24 protein-coding genes are annotated in these 23662 nt (G+C 42.7%); 14 read left to right on the top strand and 10 right to left on the bottom strand.

What is annotated here, in order from left to right; translation table 11 throughout:
- Positions 1 to 203: 203 nt before the first annotated feature.
- Positions 204 to 1793: a malate synthase A gene (aceB, locus tag ABE65_RS19705; RefSeq protein ID WP_066398775.1), complete on the bottom strand. Its 1590-nt coding sequence runs from the start codon at positions 1791 to 1793 to the stop codon at positions 204 to 206.
- 83 nt (positions 1794 to 1876) lie between these two features.
- Complete coding sequence (yhfH, locus tag ABE65_RS21655; RefSeq protein ID WP_082861521.1) at positions 1877 to 2008, bottom strand: protein YhfH; 132 nt, start codon at positions 2006 to 2008, stop codon at positions 1877 to 1879.
- Between the two features lie 279 nt (positions 2009 to 2287).
- Here yhfH and ABE65_RS19700 point away from each other — a divergent pair, with 279 nt between their 5' ends.
- From ABE65_RS19700 to ABE65_RS19650, 11 genes are all read left to right on the top strand, one after another.
- Positions 2288 to 2737 carry an Lrp/AsnC family transcriptional regulator gene (locus tag ABE65_RS19700; protein WP_066398772.1) on the top strand — a complete coding sequence of 150 codons (450 nt, stop codon included), beginning with the start codon at positions 2288 to 2290 and terminating at the stop codon, positions 2735 to 2737.
- A 317-nt stretch (positions 2738 to 3054) separates the two neighbouring features.
- Entirely contained in the window at positions 3055 to 3996 is a 942-nt protein-coding gene (gene nikB / locus ABE65_RS19695; RefSeq protein ID WP_066398770.1) for a nickel ABC transporter permease, read from the top strand.
- 18 nt (positions 3997 to 4014) lie between these two features.
- On the top strand, positions 4015 to 4911 hold the full coding sequence (locus tag ABE65_RS19690) for an ABC transporter permease (protein ID WP_066398767.1): 897 nt from the start codon (positions 4015 to 4017) through the stop codon (positions 4909 to 4911).
- A gap of 16 nt (positions 4912 to 4927) precedes the next feature.
- Entirely contained in the window at positions 4928 to 6460 is a 1533-nt protein-coding gene (locus ABE65_RS19685; RefSeq protein WP_066398759.1) for a glutathione ABC transporter substrate-binding protein, read from the top strand.
- Between the two features lie 9 nt (positions 6461 to 6469).
- Positions 6470 to 7477 (top strand): ABC transporter ATP-binding protein, encoded by a 1008-nt coding sequence (locus ABE65_RS19680; RefSeq protein WP_066400420.1) that lies wholly within the window; start codon positions 6470 to 6472, stop codon positions 7475 to 7477.
- Positions 7449 to 8423, top strand: coding sequence for an ABC transporter ATP-binding protein (locus ABE65_RS19675; RefSeq protein ID WP_066398758.1), 975 nt, complete (start codon positions 7449 to 7451; stop codon positions 8421 to 8423). Before ABE65_RS19680 ends, ABE65_RS19675 begins: the two co-directional genes overlap by 29 nt.
- 5 nt (positions 8424 to 8428) lie before the next feature.
- Positions 8429 to 10072, top strand: a complete 1644-nt coding sequence (locus tag ABE65_RS19670) for a gamma-glutamyltransferase family protein (RefSeq protein WP_066398757.1) — start codon at positions 8429 to 8431, stop codon at positions 10070 to 10072.
- A gap of 36 nt (positions 10073 to 10108) precedes the next feature.
- Complete coding sequence (locus ABE65_RS19665; RefSeq protein ID WP_066398756.1) at positions 10109 to 10690, top strand: chromate transporter; 582 nt, start codon at positions 10109 to 10111, stop codon at positions 10688 to 10690.
- Positions 10687 to 11217, top strand: a complete 531-nt coding sequence (locus ABE65_RS19660; protein WP_066398753.1) for a chromate transporter — start codon at positions 10687 to 10689, stop codon at positions 11215 to 11217. The genes ABE65_RS19665 and ABE65_RS19660 overlap by 4 nt, the downstream gene beginning before the upstream one ends.
- 257 nt (positions 11218 to 11474) lie before the next feature.
- Positions 11475 to 12437 carry a DMT family transporter gene (locus ABE65_RS19655; protein WP_066398751.1) on the top strand — a complete coding sequence of 321 codons (963 nt, stop codon included), beginning with the start codon at positions 11475 to 11477 and terminating at the stop codon, positions 12435 to 12437.
- Positions 12438 to 12631: 194 nt separating this feature from the next.
- Complete coding sequence (locus ABE65_RS19650; protein ID WP_066398749.1) at positions 12632 to 13501, top strand: AraC family transcriptional regulator; 870 nt, start codon at positions 12632 to 12634, stop codon at positions 13499 to 13501.
- Positions 13502 to 13593: 92 nt separating this feature from the next.
- Here the strand turns inward: ABE65_RS19650 and ABE65_RS19645 are convergent, their stop codons facing one another.
- Genes ABE65_RS19645 through ABE65_RS19625 form a run of 5 tightly spaced genes read right to left on the bottom strand, consistent with a single transcriptional unit; the run spans position 13594 to position 18178 of the window.
- A complete protein-coding gene (locus ABE65_RS19645) occupies positions 13594 to 14724 on the bottom strand; it encodes a hypothetical protein (protein WP_066398747.1) in 1131 nt (376 codons plus the stop codon).
- A gap of 15 nt (positions 14725 to 14739) precedes the next feature.
- Complete coding sequence (locus ABE65_RS19640; protein WP_082861520.1) at positions 14740 to 16008, bottom strand: hypothetical protein; 1269 nt, start codon at positions 16006 to 16008, stop codon at positions 14740 to 14742.
- Positions 15992 to 16876: an ABC transporter ATP-binding protein gene (locus ABE65_RS19635; RefSeq protein WP_066398746.1), complete on the bottom strand. Its 885-nt coding sequence runs from the start codon at positions 16874 to 16876 to the stop codon at positions 15992 to 15994. Before ABE65_RS19635 ends, ABE65_RS19640 begins: the two co-directional genes overlap by 17 nt.
- Positions 16877 to 17632: a hypothetical protein gene (locus tag ABE65_RS19630; protein WP_066398745.1), complete on the bottom strand. Its 756-nt coding sequence runs from the start codon at positions 17630 to 17632 to the stop codon at positions 16877 to 16879. It abuts the gene before it with no gap.
- Positions 17633 to 18178: an RNA polymerase sigma factor gene (locus tag ABE65_RS19625; RefSeq protein WP_066398743.1), complete on the bottom strand. Its 546-nt coding sequence runs from the start codon at positions 18176 to 18178 to the stop codon at positions 17633 to 17635.
- Positions 18179 to 18356: 178 nt separating this feature from the next.
- On the opposite strand from ABE65_RS19625, the gene ABE65_RS19620 reads away from it, so the two are divergent.
- The gene (locus tag ABE65_RS19620; protein WP_156499220.1) at positions 18357 to 18878 is read left to right on the top strand and encodes a hypothetical protein; all 522 of its coding nucleotides are present in this window, start codon (positions 18357 to 18359) and stop codon (positions 18876 to 18878) included.
- Between the two features lie 47 nt (positions 18879 to 18925).
- On the opposite strand, the gene ABE65_RS19615 is transcribed toward ABE65_RS19620, so the two are convergent.
- Positions 18926 to 19621, bottom strand: a complete 696-nt coding sequence (locus tag ABE65_RS19615) for an OmpA/MotB family protein (protein ID WP_066398742.1) — start codon at positions 19619 to 19621, stop codon at positions 18926 to 18928.
- 5 nt (positions 19622 to 19626) lie between these two features.
- Positions 19627 to 21252, bottom strand: a complete 1626-nt coding sequence (locus ABE65_RS19610) for a hypothetical protein (RefSeq protein WP_156499219.1) — start codon at positions 21250 to 21252, stop codon at positions 19627 to 19629.
- A 261-nt stretch (positions 21253 to 21513) separates the two neighbouring features.
- On the opposite strand from ABE65_RS19610, the gene ABE65_RS19605 reads away from it, so the two are divergent.
- Together ABE65_RS19605 and ABE65_RS22255 are read left to right on the top strand one after the other, a co-directional pair.
- A complete protein-coding gene (locus ABE65_RS19605) occupies positions 21514 to 21804 on the top strand; it encodes a DUF4183 domain-containing protein (protein ID WP_066398738.1) in 291 nt (96 codons plus the stop codon).
- Positions 21805 to 21890: 86 nt separating this feature from the next.
- The gene (locus ABE65_RS22255; RefSeq protein WP_231887832.1) at positions 21891 to 22397 is read left to right on the top strand and encodes a DUF4183 domain-containing protein; all 507 of its coding nucleotides are present in this window, start codon (positions 21891 to 21893) and stop codon (positions 22395 to 22397) included.
- Between the two features lie 4 nt (positions 22398 to 22401).
- Here ABE65_RS22255 and ABE65_RS19595 read toward each other — a convergent pair whose 3' ends face one another.
- Positions 22402 to 23565: a hypothetical protein gene (locus ABE65_RS19595; protein WP_066398734.1), complete on the bottom strand. Its 1164-nt coding sequence runs from the start codon at positions 23563 to 23565 to the stop codon at positions 22402 to 22404.
- Positions 23566 to 23662: the final 97 nt, after the last annotated feature.

Here is a 23662-nt window from a genome sequence, read left to right as displayed (position 1 = left end):
TCAGGTGCTCGCTTTCCGGGGGGCGTGCGGTGAACCACCTCGACGCTATGCGTTCTTAGGTGTTTCACCTGTCCCGCTGATCCCCCAGGAGTCTCCCACCTTACACTCCGATTAACTATTCAGTGACGTCTTTTAGAAAAAAACGGATAGCTAATGAAGTGGAGCGGAAATCAATCACTTCCAAAGGCAGCAGTAAATCAAACCTACAAAACCTCATACCCACGATTGGTCAAGAAATCTTGAAACTCATCATCGCGAATCAGTTCATCAAACAGCGCGACAGCTTCCATAAAACGACCAGAATTGAATGACTCCTCATTCATTCCTTGTCTCAACTTTTGAACTTCCTGCAGCTTTAGTTCCTCTACCAGCTCGAACGTCACTTTGCGGCCGTCACGTAAAATGCCTTTCGGGTGTCGAATCCATTGCCATACTTGGGCACGTGAGATTTCTGCTGTAGCCGCATCTTCCATGAGATGGTTGATTGGTGCAGCTCCTTTACCTCTCAGCCAAGAAGCGATGTATTGGATGCCGACACTAATGTTGACGCGCAAACCTTCTTCTGTGATTTCGCCTTCTGGTACAGCCACTAAATCATCAGCCGTTACGACTACATCTTCACGTTTTCGGTCGATCTGATTAGGTGTTGGCATGATGCGGTCGAACACGTCCAAAGCAACAGGCACGAGTCCCGGATGGGCAACCCATGTCCCGTCATGACCGTCAGAAGCTTCGCGCTCTTTGTCAGCACGCACTTTTTCAAAAGCAGCAGCGTTTGCAGCTTCATCGTTTTTGATTGGAATCTGTGCCGCCATCCCACCGATCGCAGGAGCGTTTCGTTTATGACATGTCTTTATTGCCAAAAGAGAGTAGGATCTCATGAACGGAACAGTCATCGTAACGAGCGAACGGTCAGGGAGAATCACGTGTGGCTGATTACGGAATTTCTTAATATAGCTGAAAATATAATCCCATCTGCCACAGTTTACACCTGCGGAATGTTCACGAAGTTCGTATAAAATTTCGTCCATCTCAAAAGCTGCAACAATGGTCTCGATGAGTACAGTTGCTTTAATCGTGCCTCTTGAAATCCCAAGCTGTTCTTGGGCGTAAATAAACACATCGTTCCAAAGGCGAGCTTCTTTATGACTTTCCATTTTAGGAAGATAGAAGTAAGGTCCAGACCCGTTTTCGATCAGTGTCTTTGCATTGTGATAAAAATAAAGGCCAAAATCTACTAAGCTACCAGACATCGGTTCGTTGTCGACAACGATATGTTTTTCTTCAAGATGCCAGCCGCGTGGACGTACGATGAGCGTGGCGGTCTTTTCGTTCAATGTATACGTTTTTCCGTTTCCATTATCAAAAGAAATGGAGCGGTTAACGGCATCCTTTAAGTTGATCTGACCATCAATCGTGTTCTCCCAAGTAGGAGAGTTGGAATCTTCGAGATCTGCCATAAAAAGCCTAGCTCCTGAGTTAAGCGCGTTGATCACCATCTTGCGGTCAACAGGACCTGTAATTTCTACTCGTCGGTCTTGAAGATCTTGTGGAAGCGGTGAGATGGTCCAATTACTGTTTCGGATATGTTCGGTTTCCGGTAAAAAGGTAGGCATGATACCAGCATCAATCTCACTCTGCCTGGCTTTTCGTTGTTTCAGAAGTTCTTTTCGGGTGTTATTAAAGTGAAGATGCAATGATTTTAAGAAAAGAAGGGCACCGGGTGTTAATATTTTTTCATACGCTGGGGTAATGTCGCCTAACACTTGTAGATTAGTAGTTTCAATCGTCACTTATGACACAGTCCTTTCTGAACATGTTATTAAACAGATAGAGTTAAAATATTATTGTTATATAACAGAAGAGGTAAAAAAATTTACCTCTCGTGTTTTCCCATGCAGCGCTCGCACTCATAAAGATAAGATTCATGTTGTTCTTCGATTACACATCCACATTCTATACACGTTTTGTCCGGAATATTACGGTGAAGCTCCAAGTAGTTTTTCATTTTAAATTCCTCCTGTTTTGTTTTTGAATTGATTATAATGCATTGTATTATAACAGTTTATATTTTGCAACACCTGTTTTATAACATTTTCTCATTTTTTATAAAATTGAGTCATCTGTCCAACTGTTTATCCTTGATATGACTGGGTTTCTGAGAATGTGTTGAATTTTTTAAAACTGTTGTAATACAGGGTGAATACATTGCATTTTTAGTCCTTATTTGAATTTTGAGAAAATAACGCTTACAATGAATTCATTCAATGTAAGCGTGGTGATTGATTTGAAAATAGATGATACAGATCGAAAAATATTAGAGCTGCTAACACAAGACGGTAGAATGTCTTATGCAGAGATCGGTAAGGAATTAAGCCTTTCCCGTGTATCTGTTCGCGAACGTGTTAATCAGATGAAAAAAGCGGGAGTAATAGAAAAGTTCAGTGTGGTGATTGACTCAGAAGCAGCAGGTAAGACCGTTTCAGCTTTCTTTGAAGTGGACTGTGAACCAGCCTATTTAGTAAAAGTAGCAGAGAAACTCGTGAATAATCCAAGTGTCGCAAGCTGCTACCAGATGACTGGGCCAAGCACATTACATATGCACGTATTGGTAGAAGATTTTCCTTCGTTAGAGAAGTTTATCAATAATGAACTGTATGGCATCAAAGGTATTTCGAGAGTAGAATCACATATTCTACTCAGAAGATTCAAGAGCCGATCAGGGCTAAAACTATAAAGAATACAAAGAGGATTCGAATGGACAGCTATCCATTTCGAATCCTCTTTTATTATTCTAGTGAAGCAATTATATCAACTAGGTGCATCTTCCTATCTCAAAAACGTTTAGTAGTGCATTAGTTTATGTCTACTTACATAGGTACGGGAACAAAGAACCAAATTATGATTTTATATAGAAAATATTCTGAATATATTTTATAATCAGAAACAATATAAAACGTTTGTTAGTTTATATATGGATTTTGGTTAACAAACGGAGGTCATTTCTACTTAATTGTACCGAAAAAGTGAAAAAAGGGGAGAGGTGAAGAGAAAATGGCAGGTTTGATTGTAAGGCGTATTTTTCAGCTAGTGCTCTTATTAATCGGTATTTCATTCATTGTTTTTATGAGTATGCATATTGCGCCAGGTGATCCGGCAAGTATAATCGGCGGACCAACAGCGACTCAAGAAGACGTTGAAGCGATCAGAGAAAACCTTGGACTTAATGAGCCGTTGCTCGCTCAATATTTCGATTACTTAAAAGGTATTTTTGCAGGTGACTTAGGTTTCTCCTATCAGACAAAACAAGCGGTGTCAGAAGCGATTATCGATCGTTTTCCAAACACACTGAACCTTGCGATCGCAAGTATTATTGTTGCGATTGTAATCGGTGTAACGGCAGGAATCATATCAGCATTAAAGCATAACACGTGGTTTGATGGACTGAGCACCATTATTGCTCTTGGGGGAATCTCCATTCCTAACTTTTGGTTAGGTGCGATATTGATCCTAATATTCGCTGTTAACCTTCAATGGTTTCCAGTCGGGGGATTGACCGAACCGTTCTGGACCATCGAAGGAATGAAACAGCTCGCACTTCCTGCTATTACTCTTGGAACAGGATCAGCCGCAATGATCGCCAGAATGAGTCGTTCTGCGATGTTGGAAGTGATTCGAGCAGATTACGTAAGAACGGCAAGAGCGAAAGGTGTTCGTGAAAGAACAGTCATCATGATGCATTGTCTTCGAAACGCAATGATTCCAGTCATTACAGTGATCGGCTTGAATTTTGGTTTCTTACTTGGAGGCACCATCATTACAGAATCTGTTTTTGCCATCAACGGGGTTGGCAGGCTCATGATTGAGTCTATTGCAGCTCGTGATTTTCCGATGGTTCAGGGGTCGGTCCTTCTTGTAGCCACACTGTTCGTCTTAGTGAACTTAATTGTCGATATCGTATATGCCTTTATTGATCCAAGGATCAGTTACGAATAAACGCGAAGGGGGGATAACATGTCAACGGAAGTAGTAACACAGCAGTTACCGTCACATAAGAAAAAGAAAGAATTTGCGCTTTACAAAACGTGGAAACGACTCATTAAGAATAAGATGGCTATCGTCGGTCTCGTGATCATTGCTTTTCAGCTGTTCATGGCTCTTGCGGCTCCAGTCATCGTAGGAGTGGATCCAAACAAACAGAACTTGGAACTGAGTGAACTGCCTATTGGGACAGAAGGGCATTGGCTAGGAACGGATAATTATGGACGAGATATCTGGAGCAGAATCGTATATGGAGCGAGAATCTCGTTGCTAGTAGGAATCGGTGCTGTAAGTCTTGGTTTAGTGGGCGGAGTCGTACTTGGTTTGCTATCTGGTTACTATAGAAGGCTCGACGGTATCATTATGAGATTTGTAGATTTAATGTTTGCTTTTCCTGGTATTCTGCTAGCTATGCTGATCATTGCAATCTTAGGGACAAGCCTTGTGAACGTTGTAATTGCGATTAGTATCTGGTCAATCCCGACGTGTGCGCGTATCGTCCGGGGAAGTGTTCTCTCCATTAAGAAGCAAGAGTACATTATCGCGATGCGATCACTTGGAGCAAGTGACCTTCGCATCATGGTCAGGCATGTTCTGCCAAATTGTATGGCTCCTATCATCGTGTTTGCGACGATGAGGATGGCAACTGCGATTCTATCAACGGCATCATTAAGTTTTTTAGGCTTAGGGGCACAGCCGCCAACGCCAGAATGGGGTGCGATGATTGCTGCAGGACAGGAGTACATGTGGACATCGCCTCATATGATCGTGATTCCGGGTATCGCCATCATGCTAGTTGTGTTTGCGTTTAATGTTGTCGGTGATGCGCTTCGTGACGCGTTAGATCAAGGAATGAGTTTGGACAAATAAGAGGGGGATATGACAAATGGGAAAAAAGTGGTTTGCTAGTTTGCTAACGGTTCTTTTTGTATTGTCACTGGCTTTAGTGGGTTGCAGCAGCAATTCTTCATCAGGAGGAAGTGCAGGTAAAGCTGAACAAGAGCTAACCTATGCAACGACTTCAAAAGTGGTAGGTCTATCACCGATTCTAACAAATGATTCTGTATCATCTACAGTGATCGAACAGATCTATGAAACGTTATTTGTTCGAGATAAAAAAGGTGAAATCGTTCCACACCTTGCAGAATCCTATGAAAACCCAGACGAAAATACGTGGGTGATCAAGTTGAAGAAGAATATAAAATTTCACGATGGGACTCCGTTCAACGCAGATTCTGTTAAATACACGTTTGATAAATTAAAAGATCCGAAGACTGCAGCACCGCGTGCATCACTTTTAGCACCTGTATCATCCATCGAAGTTCAGGACGAGCATACGGTTGTTTTAAAAACAGAGAAGCCATATGGACCGATGCTTGCGGCTTTAACGCACTCAAATGCGGCCATCGTATCTCCAACAGCTGATCAAAAACAAGATCTCATGAAAGATCCAGTTGGAACAGGACCATTTACGTTCTCTGAAAAAGTAAACGGCGATGACATCGTACTGGTGAAGAACAAGGACTATTGGCAGAAGCCGGCTAAACTTGAAAAGCTAACGTTTACAGTCGTTCCTGAAGTATCAACGGCGATCTCTATGCTGCAGACCGGAAAAGTTCAGTTGATCGATGGACTGGCACCTGAACTGATGCCGCGTCTAGAGAAAATTAAGAACGTTGATATACAGAAAAAAGAAGGAACTCCCGTTTACTACTTGGCTTTTAACATGGAAAAAGAACCGATGAACGACTTGAAATTTAGACAAGCTGTTTCACAAGCAATCAACCGTGAAGGTTATTTAAAAAAGTTAAACGGTCTCGGAGTTTATTCAAACAGCTTCATCGGACCAGAAGTTTTTGGGCATAACGAAAGCAGTGATAAAGGACCGAAGTTTGATCAGGCAGAAGCAAAGAAACTTGTGAAAGATAACGGGTTTGACAAAAAAGAGATAAAAATACTAGCTGCTAATACGAGTCAGTACATGAACATGGCTGAAGTCATTCAGTCACAGTTAAAAGAAGCGGGGATAAACGCAACCATTGAGACGATCGAGTGGGGTACTTACCTGGATGTCTCGAAAAAAGGTGACTTTGATATTACGATCGCTGGCTGGTCGAACGTTACAGGAGATGGAAGTGAATTATTGTTCCCGCGACTTCATTCAGCAAACATTGATGCGACAAATTTAAGCCGTTATAAAGATGCTGAACTCGATAAGCTGATCGATCAATCTCGTTCTGTTGTAGATCAAGAACAGCGTAAGGAAATCTTAACAAAAGCGGATGAATATGTGATGACACAGCTGCCGGTTCTGCCGATCTACCATGGCATCGCGTCAGCCGCTTACGATAAATCTGTTAAAGGCTTTGAGATGGAACCTACAGGACAGTGGTCACTTTACGGCGTTTATAGAGAGTAGGGATGGATGATGAAAGAGACTGTTTTAGAGGTAAAGGATTTAGTGACAACGTTTAAATCAGCGGACGGTCCATTGCCGGCTGTCCGGGGCGCTTCCTTTTCAGTAAAAAAAGGAGAAACACTCTGTATCGTTGGAGAATCGGGCTGTGGTAAAAGTATTACAGCTCTTTCCATCATGGGACTTCTTCCATCAAATGGATTGATTTCAGACGGATCGATCTCGTTCAATCAAAAAAACCTTGCCGAGATGTCACCAAAACAGATGCAGAAGGTTCGCGGAAACGATGTATCTATGATTTTTCAGGAACCGATGACAGCTTTAAACCCAGTATTCACGATTGGTTTTCAGATTCGGGAACCATTGATGATTCATCTGAAGCTATCAAAGAAACAAGCTCATATGAGAGGAATTGAGCTCTTAAAGATGGTTGGGATTCCGTCACCCGTCGAACGGATGAATCAATTTCCGCATGAGTTGAGCGGAGGGATGAGGCAGCGCGTCATGATTGCGATCGCACTATCTTGCAACCCGTCTCTGTTGATCGCTGACGAACCGACAACAGCGCTTGATGTGACCATTCAGGCTCAAATCATCGACCTTCTCAACGATTTGAAAGAACAGCTCGACATGAGCATGATTATGATCACACATGATATGGGAGTTGTCGCCGAGATTGCTGATCGAGTGATCGTGATGTATGCAGGAGAAATAATCGAAGAAGGCCGTGTGGAAGAAATCTTTGAACATCCACAGCATCCATATACAAAAGGCTTGTTAGCTTCTGTACCAAATGTTGATGATCCTGAATTTGATCTGAAGCCGATCGCAGGATCGATGCCTATGCTAAATGAGCAGATTTCGGGATGCCGTTTTCATCCACGCTGTCCGTATGCTTTTGATAAATGTATGGAAAAATCTCCGAAAACGTTTCACGTTACAGATAAACAGAGTGTAAGGTGCTGGCTGCAAGAAGAGGGGGTCGAACAGAATGGCGGTAGACGAGCAAGTTCTTTATAGCGTTAAAAATGTAAAAAAGCATTTTCCTGTGAGAGGCGGCATGCTGCAGCGGGTAAAGAACCATGTGAAGGCAGTTGACGGAATCACGCTTGATATTTATAAAGGAGAGACACTCGGCGTTGTTGGTGAATCCGGCTGCGGCAAATCGACGCTCGGAAGAACGATCCTTGGGCTTGAATCGCTGACAGAAGGAGAACTCGTTTTTAACGGGAATAACATTAGTAAATATTCATCGAGGCAGTTAAAGCCTTATAAAAAAGAGATGCAGATGATCTTTCAAGATCCGTATGCCTCACTTAACCCAAAACAGCGGATTGGTGATGCTCTAGAAGAAGCGCTTATCATTCATACAAATCTAACCTCATTAGAACGAAGAGAAAGGGTTCTTCAACTTTTAAACGAGGTTGGTCTAAAAGAAGAACACTATGACCGCTATCCGCACGAGTTTAGCGGAGGTCAACGACAACGAATCGGGATTGCCCGAGCGATATCGATCAATCCATCCTTTATCGTGTGCGATGAACCTGTGTCAGCATTAGATGTTTCTGTCCAAGCACAAGTGATAAAACTTTTACGCGATCTCCAAGAAAAGCATGGCCTAACCTATCTGTTCGTGTCGCATGATCTTGGTGTAGTGCGTCACCTCTGCAATCGAGTGCTGGTTATGTATCTAGGTCAGATGGTAGAACTCGCACCTGTTCATAAGCTGTACGAAAATCCGACACATCCATATACGGAGGCGTTATTGTCTGCGATACCGAGGCCGACTGTTGGGAGAAAGAGAGAACGTATCCGGTTAAGGGGCGATCTGCCTAGTCCCTCCAATCCACCAACTGGATGTCCGTTCCATACGCGTTGTCCTATTGCTAAAGAACATTGTTCAACAGAAAAACCCGCATGGCGCGAAATTGATGAAGGTCATTTTATCGCCTGCCACGAAAGGTGAGAATCATGAATCAAACGATACAGGATACACAACAGAAACTTCAGTACAATGCCCTTCATAACCCTTATCATTCAGATCGTATGAGCGTTTTTTCGAAAAAAGGGATGGTTGCGACAAGTCAGCCGCTCGCCGCACAAGCTGGGCTTGATATGTTAAAAAAGGGTGGAAATGCGGTTGATGCTGCCATTGCCACCGCAGCTTGCCTAACGGTTGTTGAGCCAACATCGAACGGAATCGGTGGTGATGCGTTTGCCCTCGTCTGGATGAATGGAGAACTGCATGGCTTGAACGCGAGTGGACCTGCACCAAGAAGCATCTCTATTGAAGAAGTAAAGAAAGCGGGACATGATAATATGCCAAAATTCGGCTGGCTACCGGTTACGGTTCCAGGTGCACCAGCAGCTTGGGCAGAACTATCCAACCGATTTGGTAAATTACCGTTTAAGGAAGTGCTGCAACCCGCAATCTCTTATGCCGAGGAAGGCTACCCATTAACGCCTATTCTCGGTAAGTACTGGCGTAAAGCGTATGAAACGTACAAGCGGGAATTAAAAGGTGAGGAGTTCGAGAACTGGTTCCAAACCTTTGCTCCAGACGGACGTGCGCCAGAAGTAGGTGAGATTTGGCGCTCACCTCACCATGCTAGTACATTACGAGATATCGCAGAAACGAAATCAGAATCCTTTTATAGAGGAGCACTCGCACAAAAAATAAGCGGGGCGTCAGAAGCGCACGGCGGATTTCTCCGAAGTGAGGATCTTGCTACCTTTTATCCCGAGTGGGTAAAACCGATCAGCGTGAACTACAGAGGATACGACGTTTGGGAAATACCGCCGAACGGTCAAGGCATCGTTGCACTTATGGCACTTAACACGCTAAAAGGATATAATTTTACCGAAAAAGAATCAGCGGAAAGCTATCATAAACAGATCGAAGCCATCAAACTAGCCTTTGTTGATGCGAAAAAATATGTAACAGACCCACTAAGGATGAATGTATCTATTGAGGGATTATTGTCAGAGAGCTATGCTGCAAAACGAAGAGACCTGATCAGTAGTGAAGCTCTTCAGCCAGAACCCGGAACACCGCCAAGTGGTGGAACGGTATATTTAGCAACGGCAGATGAAGAAGGTAATATGGTCTCGTTCATTCAGAGCAACTACATGGGATTCGGTTCTGGCGTAGTCGTTCCTGAGACGGGAATTGGCCTGCAGAACAGAGGACATGATTTTTCGCTAGATTCAAATCAAGATAATGCGCTCGCTCCTGGTAAAAAGACGTATCATACGATCATTCCTGGCTTCTTAACGAAGAACGGAAAAGCGGTAGGTCCTTTCGGTGTGATGGGAGGCTATATGCAGCCTCAAGGTCACGTACAGGTTGTGATGAACACGGTAGATTTTCATCTGAACCCGCAAGCGGCACTAGATGCGCCACGCTGGCAGTGGATGGAGAATAAGAAAGTTCTAGTTGAACGCTCACTGCCGCCGCATATTGTTGATGATTTAGCAAGAAGGGGTCATGACGTTCAAGTGGCTGCAGATTCAGGGAACTTTGGTCGAGGACAGATCATTTGGAGAGACCCAGAGACTGGTGTTTTAGTAGGTGGAACGGAAGGAAGAACAGATGGCTCGATCGCTGCATGGTAACACACAAAACTCAACTAAGAATAAAGGACTGATCACATGACGTATCTCAACTTGTTTCTTGCCTTCTTTCGTTCGGGCATGCTGGGGTATGGGGGAGGTCCTTCTTCCATCCCTTTGGTTCATAAGGAAGTGGTCGGAAAATACAAATGGATGAACGACGAAGAATTTGGAGATGTGTTGGCGCTAGGAAACACACTGCCTGGGCCGATCGCGACAAAAATGGCCGGATACATCGGATATCGAGTGGCAGGCATGATGGGTCTTTTGGTTGCGCTATTAGCAACGATTCTGCCGACCATTATCCTCATGATTCTGCTCTTAACCTCACTCCGAGAATTTAAGGATCAGCCATGGGTACAAGGCATGACAAAAGGCGTCATTCCCGTTGTCGCTGTGATGCTAGCTGTTCTCACGTGGCAGTTCTTTGATAGCTCCAAAAAAGGGTTAGGCTTAAAACTGAGCCTTTTTCACATCTTCGCTGGTGTTATTCTTCTTCAATTTCTCGGTGTTCATCCTGGAATCATTATTGGTGCATTATTGGCATACGCTCTTTTTGGACCATTGAAGGGAACGGATAAAAAGAAAGCAAGCGTGCGGGAAGGAGAGGAGACAGGATGACGTTTTGGCATATTTTTCTCGCCTTTTTCATACCCGGAATTTTAGGATATGGCGGTGGCCCAGCGTCGATTCCTTTGATTGAAAACGAAGTCGTCGACCGCTATGAATGGCTTTCTGTTAATGAGTTTACTGAAGTTCTTGCGCTAGGTAACGCACTTCCTGGTCCTATCGCGACGAAGATGGCAGGCTACATCGGATTTCAAGAAGGAGGCTGGTTCGGGGCGTTTGTTGGTGTCTTCGCAACCGTTGCGCCTTCCCTTTTATTGATGGTCGCATTTTTAGGTCTTGTGTATAAATTTAAAGATTCACCACGCGTGAAGAACATGAGCACGTATGTAAAGCCGACGATTGCTGTGCTTCTTGGCATCATGGCGTATCAGTTTTTTGCCGAATCTTATATCAGTGTCGGTTGGATGCACACGCTGTTTCTAGCGGCTGCCAGTTTTTTATTGATGGAGAAATTAAAAGTGTCTCCTGTGTTTGTAATTATAGGATCGCTTGGATATGGAGCTGTGTTTTTGGCTTAGGGGGAAGCGGAACTTCACTGAGGTTTCGCTTCTTTTTGTTTATTACAGAGGTTTCGATTATAGTCGAAAATCGGATAAATGTTGGATTACCAAGTATAAATGGCAGTTTACCTCGTAAAAAAAGTAATTTACCTCGTAATTATTGAACCAAAAGACTCCTCCCAAATTCATACAACCATATGGTAAGATAATAAAAAAAGATAAGCATGTTGGACAAGACAGATGCATATTTTTTAAAGGGAAACGGAGGACTTAACATGAGACCGATATGGCTTGGAATTGCGGCAGCCTTTTTCTTTGGTGTCACGTTCATTTTGAATCGTTCCATGGACTTATCAGGCGGAAGCTGGCATTGGAGTGCAGCCCTTCGCTTTTTTTACATGGTTCCATTATTGTGGATCATCGTTTGGATGCGTGGAAACGTGCGTCCTGTGTTTCAAGAACTTAAGGAACGATTTGGCACGTGGTTTTTATGGAGTTCGGTAGGATTCGTACTCTTTTATGCACCGATTACATATGCAGCAGGTTTTGGAGAGGCTTGGTTAGTCGCGGCGACTTGGCAGATTACGATCGTTGCGGGTTCTCTTCTCGTGCCCTTCTTTTATGAAGGAAACAAAGCGGAAGGAGCAACGCGCCAAAAGATTCCCTTTAAAGGACTTGGTTTTTCGCTCATCATATTGGCGGGTGTTGCACTCGTTCAAGTGCAAGAAGCGAGTGGTGTGAACGGCTCCGCTTGGTTGAACGTTGTACTGCCTGTTTTGATTGCGGCAATCGCCTATCCACTCGGCAATCGAAAAATGATGGTAGTTACGAACAAAAGGCTAGATGCTTTTCAACGAGCATTCGGTATGACGATTGCATCACTTCCGTGGTGGATTGTTCTCGCCGGAATCGGATGGGTGGAGAGCGGACCTCCGACGAACGATCAGTTGTGGCAGACGTTTTTAGTCGCCATTTCATCAGGTGTTATCGCAACCGTTCTCTTTTTCCAAGCGACGGACCTTTGTGCGAACAATCCTGTCAAACTTGCAGGTGTAGAAGCGACACAATCTGCTGAGATTATTTTTGTGTTAGCTGGTGAGATGTGGCTGTTATCGATTGCAAGCCCAACGTTCCTCTCTATGATGGGCGTTCTGATCATTATGCTCGGTATGTTTTTGCATAGTTATTATGGAAAAACAGAGGTCGTGCAAAAAAAATCTATGAAACTTGCAAAATGATGAATAAAAAAATGTGAGCTGGGAATAGTAGTACTACCCCCCCTTTTTAAATAGTAATTTGGAACAGCCGTTGCCCGTAGCAGCGGTTGTTTTTTTGTGCGATAAAAACGTCAAATCCGTTAAACTATATACAGAGATTGTCGGATGTCATCTTCATCCCCTTGTTATTCTTATTTTGAAAGGAGGCGATCTGGATGGATTCGCTTAAGAGTATGAACGACGCGTTGCAATATATGGAGGATCATCTTCAATATGAGATCGACTTTGCGGAAGTAGCCAGACGTGCATATTGTTCAGAATATCATTTTAAACGAATGTTTTCCTTTTTGGCAGGAATTTCACTCTCAGAATACGTTCGCCGCAGACGGCTAACTCTTGCAGCTTTTGAGTTGCAGAACAGCGACATAAAAGTGATTGATGTGGCAGTGAAATATGGCTACTCTTCACCAGATTCTTTTACAAAAGCCTTTCAGCAGATGCATGGCATTACACCTTCAGAAGCTCGTAAAAACGGTCATTCACTCAAAGCCTTTCCTCGCATGTCCTTTCAATTATCGGTAAAAGGAGGAAGTGAGATGAACTATCGTATTGTTGAAAAAGAGGCATTTTCCATTGTGGGTCTAAAAAAACGTGTTCCACTCGTTTTTGAAGGAGTAAATCCGGAGATCGCCGGGATGTGGCAAAGCCTCACACCAGAGATGATTAGTGTGCTGAAGAGCTTATCAAATATAGAGCCAAGTAACTTAATCAGCGCTTCAACGAACTTTTCGGAGAGGACAACTGAAAACAGTGAGCTTGATCATTATATTGGGACAGCCACAACAGAAAAATGTCCACAAGAACTGTCAGAATTGAAGGTTGCACCAACTACATGGGCAGTCTTTGAAGCGGTCGGTCCGTTTCCCGAAACACTTCAGAACGTGTGGGGACGCATCTATTCAGAATGGTTCCCATCATCGTCATACGAACAAACAGAAGGACCAGAAATTCTTTGGAACGCGGATAAAGATACGACGTCACCTACATTTAGAAGTGAGATCTGGGTGCCGGTAAAGAAGAAATAAAGCAGTAGTATGGGAAGCATCGGCTAAGTGGCTGGTGTTTTTTTAAGACTAACAAAGCAGCATCTGCATAAACTAGCTGATGCTGCTCCTCCTTAAATATTCTTCACTTTTTCACTTCGATAACGCCACATAAACAATAGTGAACTAAGAACTAAAATGATAACGAAAGAAATAGGTACCAGGTAAGGATTTAAATAGATTGTAGTCAGGTTCTGAATAAGATATGCAGTACCTGAACCAAACAGCAAGAATGCTAGCGGAACATGCAGACCTACACTCGTCATATAATTGGGAGCGATGCTCGATATCCAAGCTCCTACCAATACCAATGCGATTCCTAACAGGTAGACACAAATAACAGTAAGAACGATATATTGAAAAAAGGTTAGATCAAACCACGAAACAAAAAAATTAAAAATAGAGTTGATTGACAGCGAAAAGAACATGCTCGTGTCATTGCCTCTATACATGAAAAAGAAAAAAGCGAGCTGAGCAGTAATAACAATCATTGCTGCAGATATTCCTGTAAGAAGCTTTTGAGAAAAAAGGCTGCGTCCTGTTTTTGATGTATACTGCAGAAGCTGTACGTGATTTCGCTTGTCTCGTATGTATAGTGGCATAAGAATAATCATGATGTTTAGGAAGATAAGATTGGCTACATATTTTATTAAAACATTATAGTTATCAAACACCATATCCGTAAATATCGCCTCTGTTGATCCACTTTTAACCAGTTCATCCATACGTGCATTTTGTTTTGGAGTTAGTTCATGCTCGTTAAAACGTTCAGGATGCTCATATCTGTCGATGATCCAATCGCGTGCTTGAATCTCCCAAAAAACATCAACATAGTCTTCAAAAATAATTTTGCTGTGCAGCGCAGCTAGTTTTTCGTTTTCCAGATCCATGTTGCTAAATTCCTCATACGTATCAATACCTGCAGCGACCATTTCTTTCTGTGACTTGAGATACGCTGTTGCTTCTGATATTCGTTGTTCCTTAATACCTTTAAAATCTTTAAATTCCTCACTATCCATAGATTCTCCATAATCAACTAGCATTTTTTGCGTAGCGCGGAAATCATCTAGTAGCGGTCTGCCGTTAGGAAAATGCTTAAATTCAAACATAATAAACTGTTGATACACGATGAAGCTGACTAAAAGCAGCAGGCAGATTATTTTTACCGAAAACAGCTTTCTTATCTCATTAAATAAGATTCTCATAAGTTCGCGTCCTATCTATATATTTTCTCTGGTAAAACGTTTGATGAACAGCCATGCTGTGAGCAGTAAAGCAACTAACCACCCTGTTACCGTGATGATCTCATAATATTTGAAAGTCGTAAAAACACCGCTCTCCATCCACCATTTCTTCACGTTCATCACGAGAATAAAAGGTGAGAAGTGCGTGTATAGAAGCATCGTGCTTTCCTTGGGCATGAGGCTCGGGATATAAAGACCTGCCAAAAAGATAACACCAAAAAAAGTGAAAACGATATAACTGTTCCGTATCAGCATGGAGAGGCAAAACGTAATCAGCACAAATAGGATTTGGCAGATTACGACTAAACCACATGACATGAATAGATATTGGATAAACGTGACGTCCCACCAGCTAATGAAAGGGATATTGTTTAATTCGATTAAGAATCCTGTACTAATCGGTACGTTCCAAAGACTAGAATAGTCAAACACTATAAAATAAACGGACAGTGTGATAGCGAGAAGAGCGACCGTTACAAGTGTTGATGTGAAGATGGACACAAGAAGTTTATCCCACATCAATCTTCTGCCGCGTTTTGTTGCATAAGAGACTAAGGCTGTTTTATGTTCGAATTCATAGTTCACGATAAAAGCAGTAAACAGAACGATTAAGATCATCGCTTGAAAAAGCGTAAACCCAAATAACGTTTTAAAAAGAAAAGAATGTGTACCAAACATCTTTCCATGAAAGAAAAGATGAAGGTGTTCTTTGTTTTGGATAAGCTCTTCTACACGTGGTTTTAATACCGTGTATTGCTCACGAACTTTTTCAGCAGCTGCACCTTTCAAGCCGAAAAGGCGGATGCCTTCTTCTGCATTATCCATTACATTAAAGGTGCTGTACTTCGTTTCAATATCCTGAATAGAGTTTAGATACGTTTCTTTTATGGCTAGTTTGTTGATGTTCTGCAGTTCTTTTTCTGAATAAATCTTTGATTCAATCAAACTATAGTAAAGCTCTGGCTTATAAAAGGCCGCTGCTGTTTGATAGGTGTCTCCAGTTTTTCTCTGTGAGAGCTCATTCCAAGTATGCAAATCTTGTTCATAAGACGTCTGCAACTTTTTACGTCCCTCTTCATCCATTAGCGTTCCGCTTTCTTTTACAATTGGCTGAAGTGATTTCATATCATTTCGAATGGATGATTGCTCATAAATGAGAAAGCAGTTGAACAAAAGAAACAGTACAAACAATCCTAGAATAATAGGGGACGAGATGATTTTTTTAAATTCAAGCCGTTTGATCATCAGATAGTACCCCATCTTGATAGATATACAAAAAGACATCTTCTAAGTTCGGATGAACAGGTTTCCATTCTGGTTTCGCTGTATCTGTGGTTAAAAAGCGCATGTGCATGTTTCCGTGTTCTTGTTTTTCAGACAAAGTAAGGTAAGTCGTCCGAAATTGTTCTGTTTGTTCATAACTCACTTCCGTCTCGTAAACGAGGCCATCAATTTTGCGGCAGATGTTAGAGACGGTATCTTTGAATAACACTTCTTGGTTTTTGATCATGATGATTTCGTTTGCGATTGACTCTACATCAGACACGATATGCGTGGATAAAATAACAATACGATCGCGTGCCAGGTTTGTAAGCAGATTACGAAAACGAACTCTTTCTTTAGGATCTAAGCCAGCTGTTGGTTCGTCTAGAATAAGAATCTTTGGATCATTCAACATGGCCTGAGCGATTCCAACTCTCTGAATCATCCCTCCGGAAAACTTCTTCATCTTTTTATTTGCCACATGATCCAGTGCTACCGTTTTAAGCAGTTCTTCAACACGAACAATCGCCGTTTTTCGGTGAATTCCTTTTAACGCCGCGAGGTAAAGTAGATAAGAGGTAGGCGAATAATTTTTGTAATAGCCAAACTCCTGCGGAAGGTAACCAATCATTTCCCGGTATCTTTCATCCATTTTAATAATATCTTCTCCGTCGTATCGGATGCTTCCGCTTGTCGGAAACAATAGGGTCGTGAGCATCTTGATCAGTGTTGTCTTACCCGCTCCATTCGGTGCCAACAATCCATAGACACCATTATGAAACTCGAGGTTAATGTTTTTTAATGCATGAAACTGGCCGAAATTTTTTGTAACATCTTCAACGATTAACATTTATAAAACTCCTTCTGCGCCTCGAAATGCGATTAGTTTTTTTAACGTTTTTACATAGAGCACGATGCTGATGATGAGTACGACGCCATACACATACGCAGGTACATGACGTAAAAACATACCGTACACGTTCTGATTTAAGGTGGCTGGCAGAACATTCACGATTAGCCAGCTTGTCATCATGACATACGTAGCGTAAGGCCCTTTTGCATGGCGCAAGGCGTACAGGTAAAGAACCGAAAATATACTTAACGAGCTGCATGATAACAGCAATGCATCTAGAATTTGAATCGACTGAAACAAGAACGATAGAACGATAATCAATGCGATATTCATGAACATCGTTAGCAGACTAAAAATCAACATACGAAAAGCGGCTAGTTGGAAAACATGGTACTTACAAGTCATCTCTACTGAAAAGGTGTCCTTCATCAAAGCCCGCACTAAAAATAGAGAGGATAGGGCAAAGAAAAAAATAGGAGAAAGCGTAAAGATGAACGAATACAAATCTTGCGTGTTTATGGATGATTTCATTGAGAATATGCCGTATAGCAGTAAAGCTAGTGCTAAACAGGTCGTAAACAGAATTTCAGTGGCATCTCGGAATAAATAGCGAAAGCCAAGCTGCTGATACATCTCAAGAAGATAAGATAGAAACGATTTGGGTTTAGTTAGACCAACAGATACGATATAGGAAATTTGGTTCTTTCTTTCGGCATCAGTTGGGTAATCTATGAAAACTTTTTGCTTCTCCATTTATTCAGCCTCCATTCGCTGCTTCACTTTTTTTATTGCAGCATAATACTTTGTTTTGATAGATGACTCAGGCATTTCGAGAGAACTAGCAATTTCAATGAACGTTTGCTCTCCGAACAATTTTAGCCGGAGAATTTGCTGATCGATGATTGGGAACGCATTTATGATTCGTGCCGCCTTTTCGATGTCTTCTCTCCATTCCAATTGCAGCGTGAAATCTGAAGGTGTAGCCACATCAACACCTTCTATCGAGTCTGTGGAACGATCATATGTATAGTTTTTAGACCTAAAATAATCTACGAGTTTGTATGTTGCGATTCGGTATAGCCACGTTTTGAAAGATGCTTTTTTCTCATCAAACTGTTGGATGGATTGAAGCATGCTAATAAATATATCCTGTGTTAGATCGAGTGATAGTTCTTTGTTCAGTGTTTGTTTATAAACATAGGCATAGATTGATTGATAGTAATGAGAGATCAGCTCGTTCGCCGCATGTTGATCGCCTCTTTTTTGAACAGACCTGATCCATCTTTTCTGCTTCATCATGATATTCTTTTCACTTCCAGACTAAAAAGGTTGTCTTGCTCATATATTCGTAGTGGAAAGATAAATAGTTTTACTTTTTATAAAAATATTTCCATTTTTATTATAGAATCATATAGAAGTTTAAAGGAGAATTATATAGTAATAGCAAATAATAGAAGAACTATAGAAGAGTAGCTCTGTGAATATAGCCATTTTTAATAGAAAGCTAGGTGAAGATATGTTTAATTTTGATCTAGATTACTTGGTGTACTTTGCCGTGGTCGTATTATTGTTATTTGTAGGAGTGGCGATTGCAGCTGTGAAGTCAAAAGCAGCTTACGATGAGAAGGGGGAAGAGAAGATGTTTAGACATTTGTATATCTATTTGGTGTTGTTTACGACGCTTTTGCTAACGATAGGAGGAAGTATTAGCGTATTTATGAGCGTGGCCGATATAGTGAGCCCGGATACATATCAAGCTAGTTTTGCAGAATACAAACTGGGTTTAGCGGAAGTAGTATATGATGAAAACGGAAAGCCGTTGCCTAATAAGAAAACGGATGAAGAGATGCGGAAAGACTACGAGATAATGATTGAAAACGAAAAGTTGCAGGAGAGAAGGAATGAGATAAATAATATTGTAAAAAGTTCTGGGTTTATACTCATTCCATTTCCGGTCTTTTTATATTTCAAGCGCCAGTTGCGTAAAAAAGAAGCTTAATAGAAAAAGAAAACGAGCGAAGTGTTCCGCTCGTTTTTTTTGTGCTGTTATTGATCAACAATTTCCTTGAGTTTGCTCTGCCATTTGTCATCGTCCAAAATGATCTGAAACGAGATGCGGCGGTTTTTTTGTAAGGCATCAGCAGAGTTGCCTTTTGCGATCGGCTTATATTCGCTGTATCCTGTTGCGGCAAGGTATTGAGCGTACTCTTTTTTAGCAAGCTTTGGATTTGCTTTTCCAAGATAATCAACAACTGCGACTGCACGCTTAGTGGAGAGCGACCAGTTATCGTATGGAACAGAATCGGTATGGCCTTCAATCAAGATGATGTATAGATACTGACTCATGTCCTTTTCTTCGATGATCGCCGCGAGAGCGTCAGCGAGCGGGTCGAGCACTTGCTTTCCTTTTTCTGAAATATCGGCACTTCCCGTATCAAAAAGAATGTTTCCTTCTACAGAAATCGTGTTGTTCGGTCCACGAATGATCTTATCTTTTCCCACGTTTTCTTCCAGCTGTTTTTGAATGAGATCAGAGATGTGCTTCTTCACTTCAGCCACCTGTCCGAGCTCACGCTTGATCTGAGCTTGATCATACGCGTTATAGATGCTCTGCACATAAGCAAGGATCGCAATAAAAATCATAACGAGCACCATCATGCTCATCATATCGGTAAAACTTGGCCAGAAGATTTCTTGCGTTTCTTGGTTATCGTCGTTGTAGTAGGATTTACGCGCCTTCATACCGGTCACCGTCTCCTAAAATGTTGCGGCGAGACTTCTGGCATGCGTTCATCTTCGACGTATTCGGGTGCGCGAGGACTGCGTGTTTCATAGATCACTGGGTTGGATGTTTGGTTCATCGCAGCTTGGTAGATGCGCTGCATGAGGTGATACATGTCAGAGAGTGTGCGATTGTTGTCGGTGATGCTTCGCGTTAAACCGTGGTGCAGGTTTTCGAGCGTTCGAGCAAGCTCGCGCATGTCATCATCGCGGCTGTTTTGATTTTGTGAGTTATTTAAGGCAGAAGCGAGCTGTCGGCTCTGACTGTCCATGATGTTTCTAACTTGGTCGGTAAAATCACGCTTGATATGCTCCACCGCAGCGTAGAATCCTTTTTCGAGCTGACCGACGCTTGAAGCGAAGTCAGCTGCGGCACGGCCGTATTCTCCTTGTTTTTCGGCATAGCGGTAATGCCATTCGTCTTGCTTTTGCGCAAGACGGTTCTCAAGTGCATCATGCTGACTTTGGTAGTGCTGAAGCTGTTCTTGCATGCCGCGAAGCATCGATTGCGCATGCTCTTCAGACCGACGCTGAGCTTCTTGCAGCATTTTATCAGAACGCTGAATGAGCTGTTCAAACTTTTGCTGCCCTTGTGTATGACGGTCGTTGCTCGTTTTTAGCTGCTGCTCGAAAGAAGAGATGTTTTTTGCGAGTGCGTTAATACTCGTGTCAACCGTTTTTTGTATCGTACCAAGCTCTTTTGTCGTCTCGTTAAACCGTTGGCCGAACTGATCGAGCTGTGTAGCAGATGCCGCGAACCGTTCAGCGTGCTCTCGCTGTGCTTCGAATATTCCATTCACGTCTTCCATCGCTTTTTGAAGACCTGCTGTAAAATTAACCATCTGTGAAGCGAATTCACCGAGCGTTTTATCAAATGACGACTCGACACGTGAGGCTAGGCGATCTAGAAGGCGCTCAACTGAATCTTGTGGCTTGTCGTTGATCAGGTCGCTGTTAATGTTGTGATCCAGATACACTTCACAATCGGCTAATAGTTTGTTCTGCATGTAAGAGAGTGATGTTCCTTGGGAGAAGAAACCAGACTGAATGGAATTGAGCAGAAGTGCAGCGCCGATTCCGGCAATACTCGTATAAAAGGCAACACTCATCCCTTCAAAAGGCGCGGTGAGGGAGGAGATGATCGAATTCAGTGTAAGGTTTGAGTCAGCTGGCTGTGTTCCGAGCGTCATGAGCGTATCTTGCATCGATAACAGAGAGAGCGTAAGTCCGACAAACGTTCCAAGCACGCCGAGAATGATCGTGAAAGACGGAAGCTGGTTGAGTAGCTTTTGAATGTTGCCGACCGGCACCCGCAAGACACCAAGAAGTGGAATGCGTTCGTTGTATAGGTGTTTTTCGATCAGTGCTTGTGTGTTGAGCTGTGGAACTCCTGCTAGATGAAACTGTTTGTAATCGGCTGTAACGCGTTGCAGCCAATGGGAATAAGGCTGCTGCTCTTTATTCGTTTCAAGCTGTTGAAGCTCTTTGTTCCATTTGCGAAAGTGATAGGCGGTTTGTGTATGACCCACAATCCCCATAAACACGAGAAACCCAATGACCCCGACGACGATTAAAGTAAGTTGATCCATCATGCCACCCCTTAGATGTCTTGTCTGACTGTCCTATATTGAAAGATATGTACTAGTGTCGGGAAATATTTTAGGAAATGGGGTCTGACCCCAAACAAATACAAAACCCCCTGAACTGTCCATTTAAGATGGACAGTTCAGGGGGGACTTTGTGGATCTTTTGTGGGTCATTTCTAGGTATATTAGCATAGAATAGTGGTGTTATTAGGCGACTTCAACTGTAGTTGGAGAGTCTAAAATCTAAATGAAATGGGGATTACATCTATGCCAATCATTAAACCGTATTTTATTGTGAACGCGAGCAGATTTGCTTCGACCATCGCAAGTGGTACTGGAACGGGTGCGACATTTGAAATCGCAGCTACTGCTTTTACAGACGACACAGGTGCACCAGCTACAGCCTTCCCTACGACATATTCGTACTATAACCTATACATTAATGGCATGATTCAGACAGATGATACATCAACCGTAACGACAGCTGAGATTACCATACCAAACGGTGATACACTTGCAGATCAAACGCCTGTATTCATAGAGTTTGTAACGACTTAATCTAGAACAACAATCAAAGTGAATAAGCAGCGGTGCAAGGTGTAAATGTAAGCTACTAGTGCTAGTCGTGATAGGGGGAGTTTACGTTGTTCCAAAAACCAAATCATATATGTGGTAAAAGAAAAACCTTGTTTGACCGCTGCTGTTCACAACATCAATCAAAAAGAACTCTTTTCCGAAACGAGTCTTGCCGTTCATCATCGTCCTGCTGTACCTGCTGTAAGTGTCCATCTTATGAAGCTGACGACTATTATTATTTCTCGTGTTCAGCACCTATCCCGTTTCCGCCAATTCCACCTGTACCGCCATCACCAAGGCTACTACGTGTAGAGACCTTTCAATACACGACCGTTTCAGATGGTATTAAAAGAATATATACGAACGAGGATCGATATCTTGAATATGGAAGCACAAATATTTTGAACCCAACGACTGTTTCGTATGTGAATCTATTTGTTAACGGGATGCTGCAGCCGTCTTCTTTATATGAAGTGGAAGAAGGGAGATTGACGCTTCTACCATCAGCGGGTCCTGTTCCTGATCGAGGTGTTCCGCTCGTCCTTCAGTTCATAAAAATCTTAAACAGAGGCTAAAAAGCTAGACAATTTCAACTTGGACAACCGTATCAGCAATCGTACTAATAATGGCAGTGGAAACCTTTAAAGATAGTGTGTCTCCAGCCTCATAGGTTAACGAAACGTTATCATTCATCGCGGAATTTTGTAAACCGTTCATAGAAGCAGTCAGTCCCGTATCTGCGCCATTCTTACGGATCGTCCATGTTACTGTGGTACCTAGTCCAGGGCTGACGAGTGAGCGAATATTTAACGTTTTTACGATACATCTTTGGCTGATGCGTATGATTACCTCTGTACCCGTGAGAGCCGCTGTCCCCGGACGGTAAAAGCTAGTGCCGAGTCCGATCACACCAGGTTGGGCCCAAAAGAAGATAGAAGGCTGTCCAAAGGTTGAGAAGCCTAGGCTGTTCGCTGTTGAATTGATCAATTGAGTACTTCCAATCGTTAACGTACCAGCACTTTGCGAAATATCCCCCGTTCCTCCCTCAAGTGTACATCCGATCAAATTGAGTGAAGCCCCCGTTCGGTTTACTTCTGCCGCGATATAGGAACCTGCGCCACCGCCATTTATACTTTGAATCACGGTATTTTGGCAGTTGAACGTTTGTGGATTAGAGTCAACGAGTATCCCTCTTTTGTTACCAAGCCCTGCAGATTGTACCTTTACACTCAAGTTAATTAGATTGCTTGTTCCGATCGTCGGATTTCCTGTTCCGAATGAATGAACGCCATAAACGTTTGATGTGCCGCCAGTACCAGCGGCAGCGTTATCGACTTGAACCGTTACACCCTGTACGCTAGCAGATTGTGCAGTCGTACCTGGAAAAGCGATTCCCGTTAGATCGACATGAACTGAAGAAGTGAGTTGAAGAGTAATGTCCTCTACAGTCGTATTGTTACCCATCGTTAGTAGCGTCGTGTTGGAGGTTACGTCTTTTGAAAGGATGACGGTTGAAGCACTTATTCCTTTAATCGAGTTTCCGTCTGGCAATGTAACGACCTCATCGTATGTACCTGGATATACCAAGATTGTGATTCCTTGTGCATTTGAAGCTACAATGGCAGAGATCGCCCCGTTGATTGTTTGAAAAGGATTCCCGCCGATCGAGGCCGTACTGTCGTTTCCTGATTTTGTTACGGTCGCCGTGTTTGCTCGAGCTAGAAATACCTCAATAATACCCATGCGATATCCCCCTTTAAAACCATTCCTTATAAAGTATGTGGGGGGAGATTTTTTCATGAAAAAGAGTAAAAAACCCCGGAGCCAAAGGCACGGGGTC

Source organism: Fictibacillus phosphorivorans (genome assembly GCF_001629705.1).
In the GTDB taxonomy this organism is placed as follows: Bacteria; Bacillota; Bacilli; order Bacillales; family Fictibacillaceae; genus Fictibacillus; species Fictibacillus phosphorivorans_A.
This window is presented reverse-complemented; position numbering and strand designations above follow the sequence as displayed.

Excerpts from the sequence above, each read along its gene's own strand:
- yhfH (WP_082861521.1), bottom strand. The coding sequence starts at position 2,008 with ATGAAAAACTACTTGGAGCTTCACCGTAATATTCCGGACAAAACGTGT.
- nikB (WP_066398770.1), top strand. The coding sequence starts at position 3,055 with ATGGCAGGTTTGATTGTAAGGCGTATTTTTCAGCTAGTGCTCTTATTA.
- ABE65_RS19690 (WP_066398767.1), top strand. The coding sequence starts at position 4,015 with ATGTCAACGGAAGTAGTAACACAGCAGTTACCGTCACATAAGAAAAAG.
- ABE65_RS19685 (WP_066398759.1), top strand. The coding sequence starts at position 4,928 with ATGGGAAAAAAGTGGTTTGCTAGTTTGCTAACGGTTCTTTTTGTATTG.
- ABE65_RS19680 (WP_066400420.1), top strand. The coding sequence starts at position 6,470 with ATGAAAGAGACTGTTTTAGAGGTAAAGGATTTAGTGACAACGTTTAAA.
- ABE65_RS19675 (WP_066398758.1), top strand. The coding sequence starts at position 7,449 with ATGGCGGTAGACGAGCAAGTTCTTTATAGCGTTAAAAATGTAAAAAAG.
- ABE65_RS19670 (WP_066398757.1), top strand. The coding sequence starts at position 8,429 with ATGAATCAAACGATACAGGATACACAACAGAAACTTCAGTACAATGCC.
- ABE65_RS19665 (WP_066398756.1), top strand. The coding sequence starts at position 10,109 with ATGACGTATCTCAACTTGTTTCTTGCCTTCTTTCGTTCGGGCATGCTG.
- ABE65_RS19660 (WP_066398753.1), top strand. The coding sequence starts at position 10,687 with ATGACGTTTTGGCATATTTTTCTCGCCTTTTTCATACCCGGAATTTTA.
- ABE65_RS19655 (WP_066398751.1), top strand. The coding sequence starts at position 11,475 with ATGAGACCGATATGGCTTGGAATTGCGGCAGCCTTTTTCTTTGGTGTC.
- ABE65_RS19650 (WP_066398749.1), top strand. The coding sequence starts at position 12,632 with ATGGATTCGCTTAAGAGTATGAACGACGCGTTGCAATATATGGAGGAT.
- ABE65_RS19645 (WP_066398747.1), bottom strand. The coding sequence starts at position 14,724 with ATGAGAATCTTATTTAATGAGATAAGAAAGCTGTTTTCGGTAAAAATA.
- ABE65_RS19640 (WP_082861520.1), bottom strand. The coding sequence starts at position 16,008 with ATGATCAAACGGCTTGAATTTAAAAAAATCATCTCGTCCCCTATTATT.
- ABE65_RS19635 (WP_066398746.1), bottom strand. The coding sequence starts at position 16,876 with ATGTTAATCGTTGAAGATGTTACAAAAAATTTCGGCCAGTTTCATGCA.
- ABE65_RS19630 (WP_066398745.1), bottom strand. The coding sequence starts at position 17,632 with ATGGAGAAGCAAAAAGTTTTCATAGATTACCCAACTGATGCCGAAAGA.
- ABE65_RS19625 (WP_066398743.1), bottom strand. The coding sequence starts at position 18,178 with ATGATGAAGCAGAAAAGATGGATCAGGTCTGTTCAAAAAAGAGGCGAT.
- ABE65_RS19615 (WP_066398742.1), bottom strand. The coding sequence starts at position 19,621 with ATGAAGGCGCGTAAATCCTACTACAACGACGATAACCAAGAAACGCAA.
- ABE65_RS19610 (WP_156499219.1), bottom strand. The coding sequence starts at position 21,252 with ATGATGGATCAACTTACTTTAATCGTCGTCGGGGTCATTGGGTTTCTC.
- ABE65_RS19605 (WP_066398738.1), top strand. The coding sequence starts at position 21,514 with ATGCCAATCATTAAACCGTATTTTATTGTGAACGCGAGCAGATTTGCT.
- ABE65_RS19595 (WP_066398734.1), bottom strand. The coding sequence starts at position 23,565 with ATGGGTATTATTGAGGTATTTCTAGCTCGAGCAAACACGGCGACCGTA.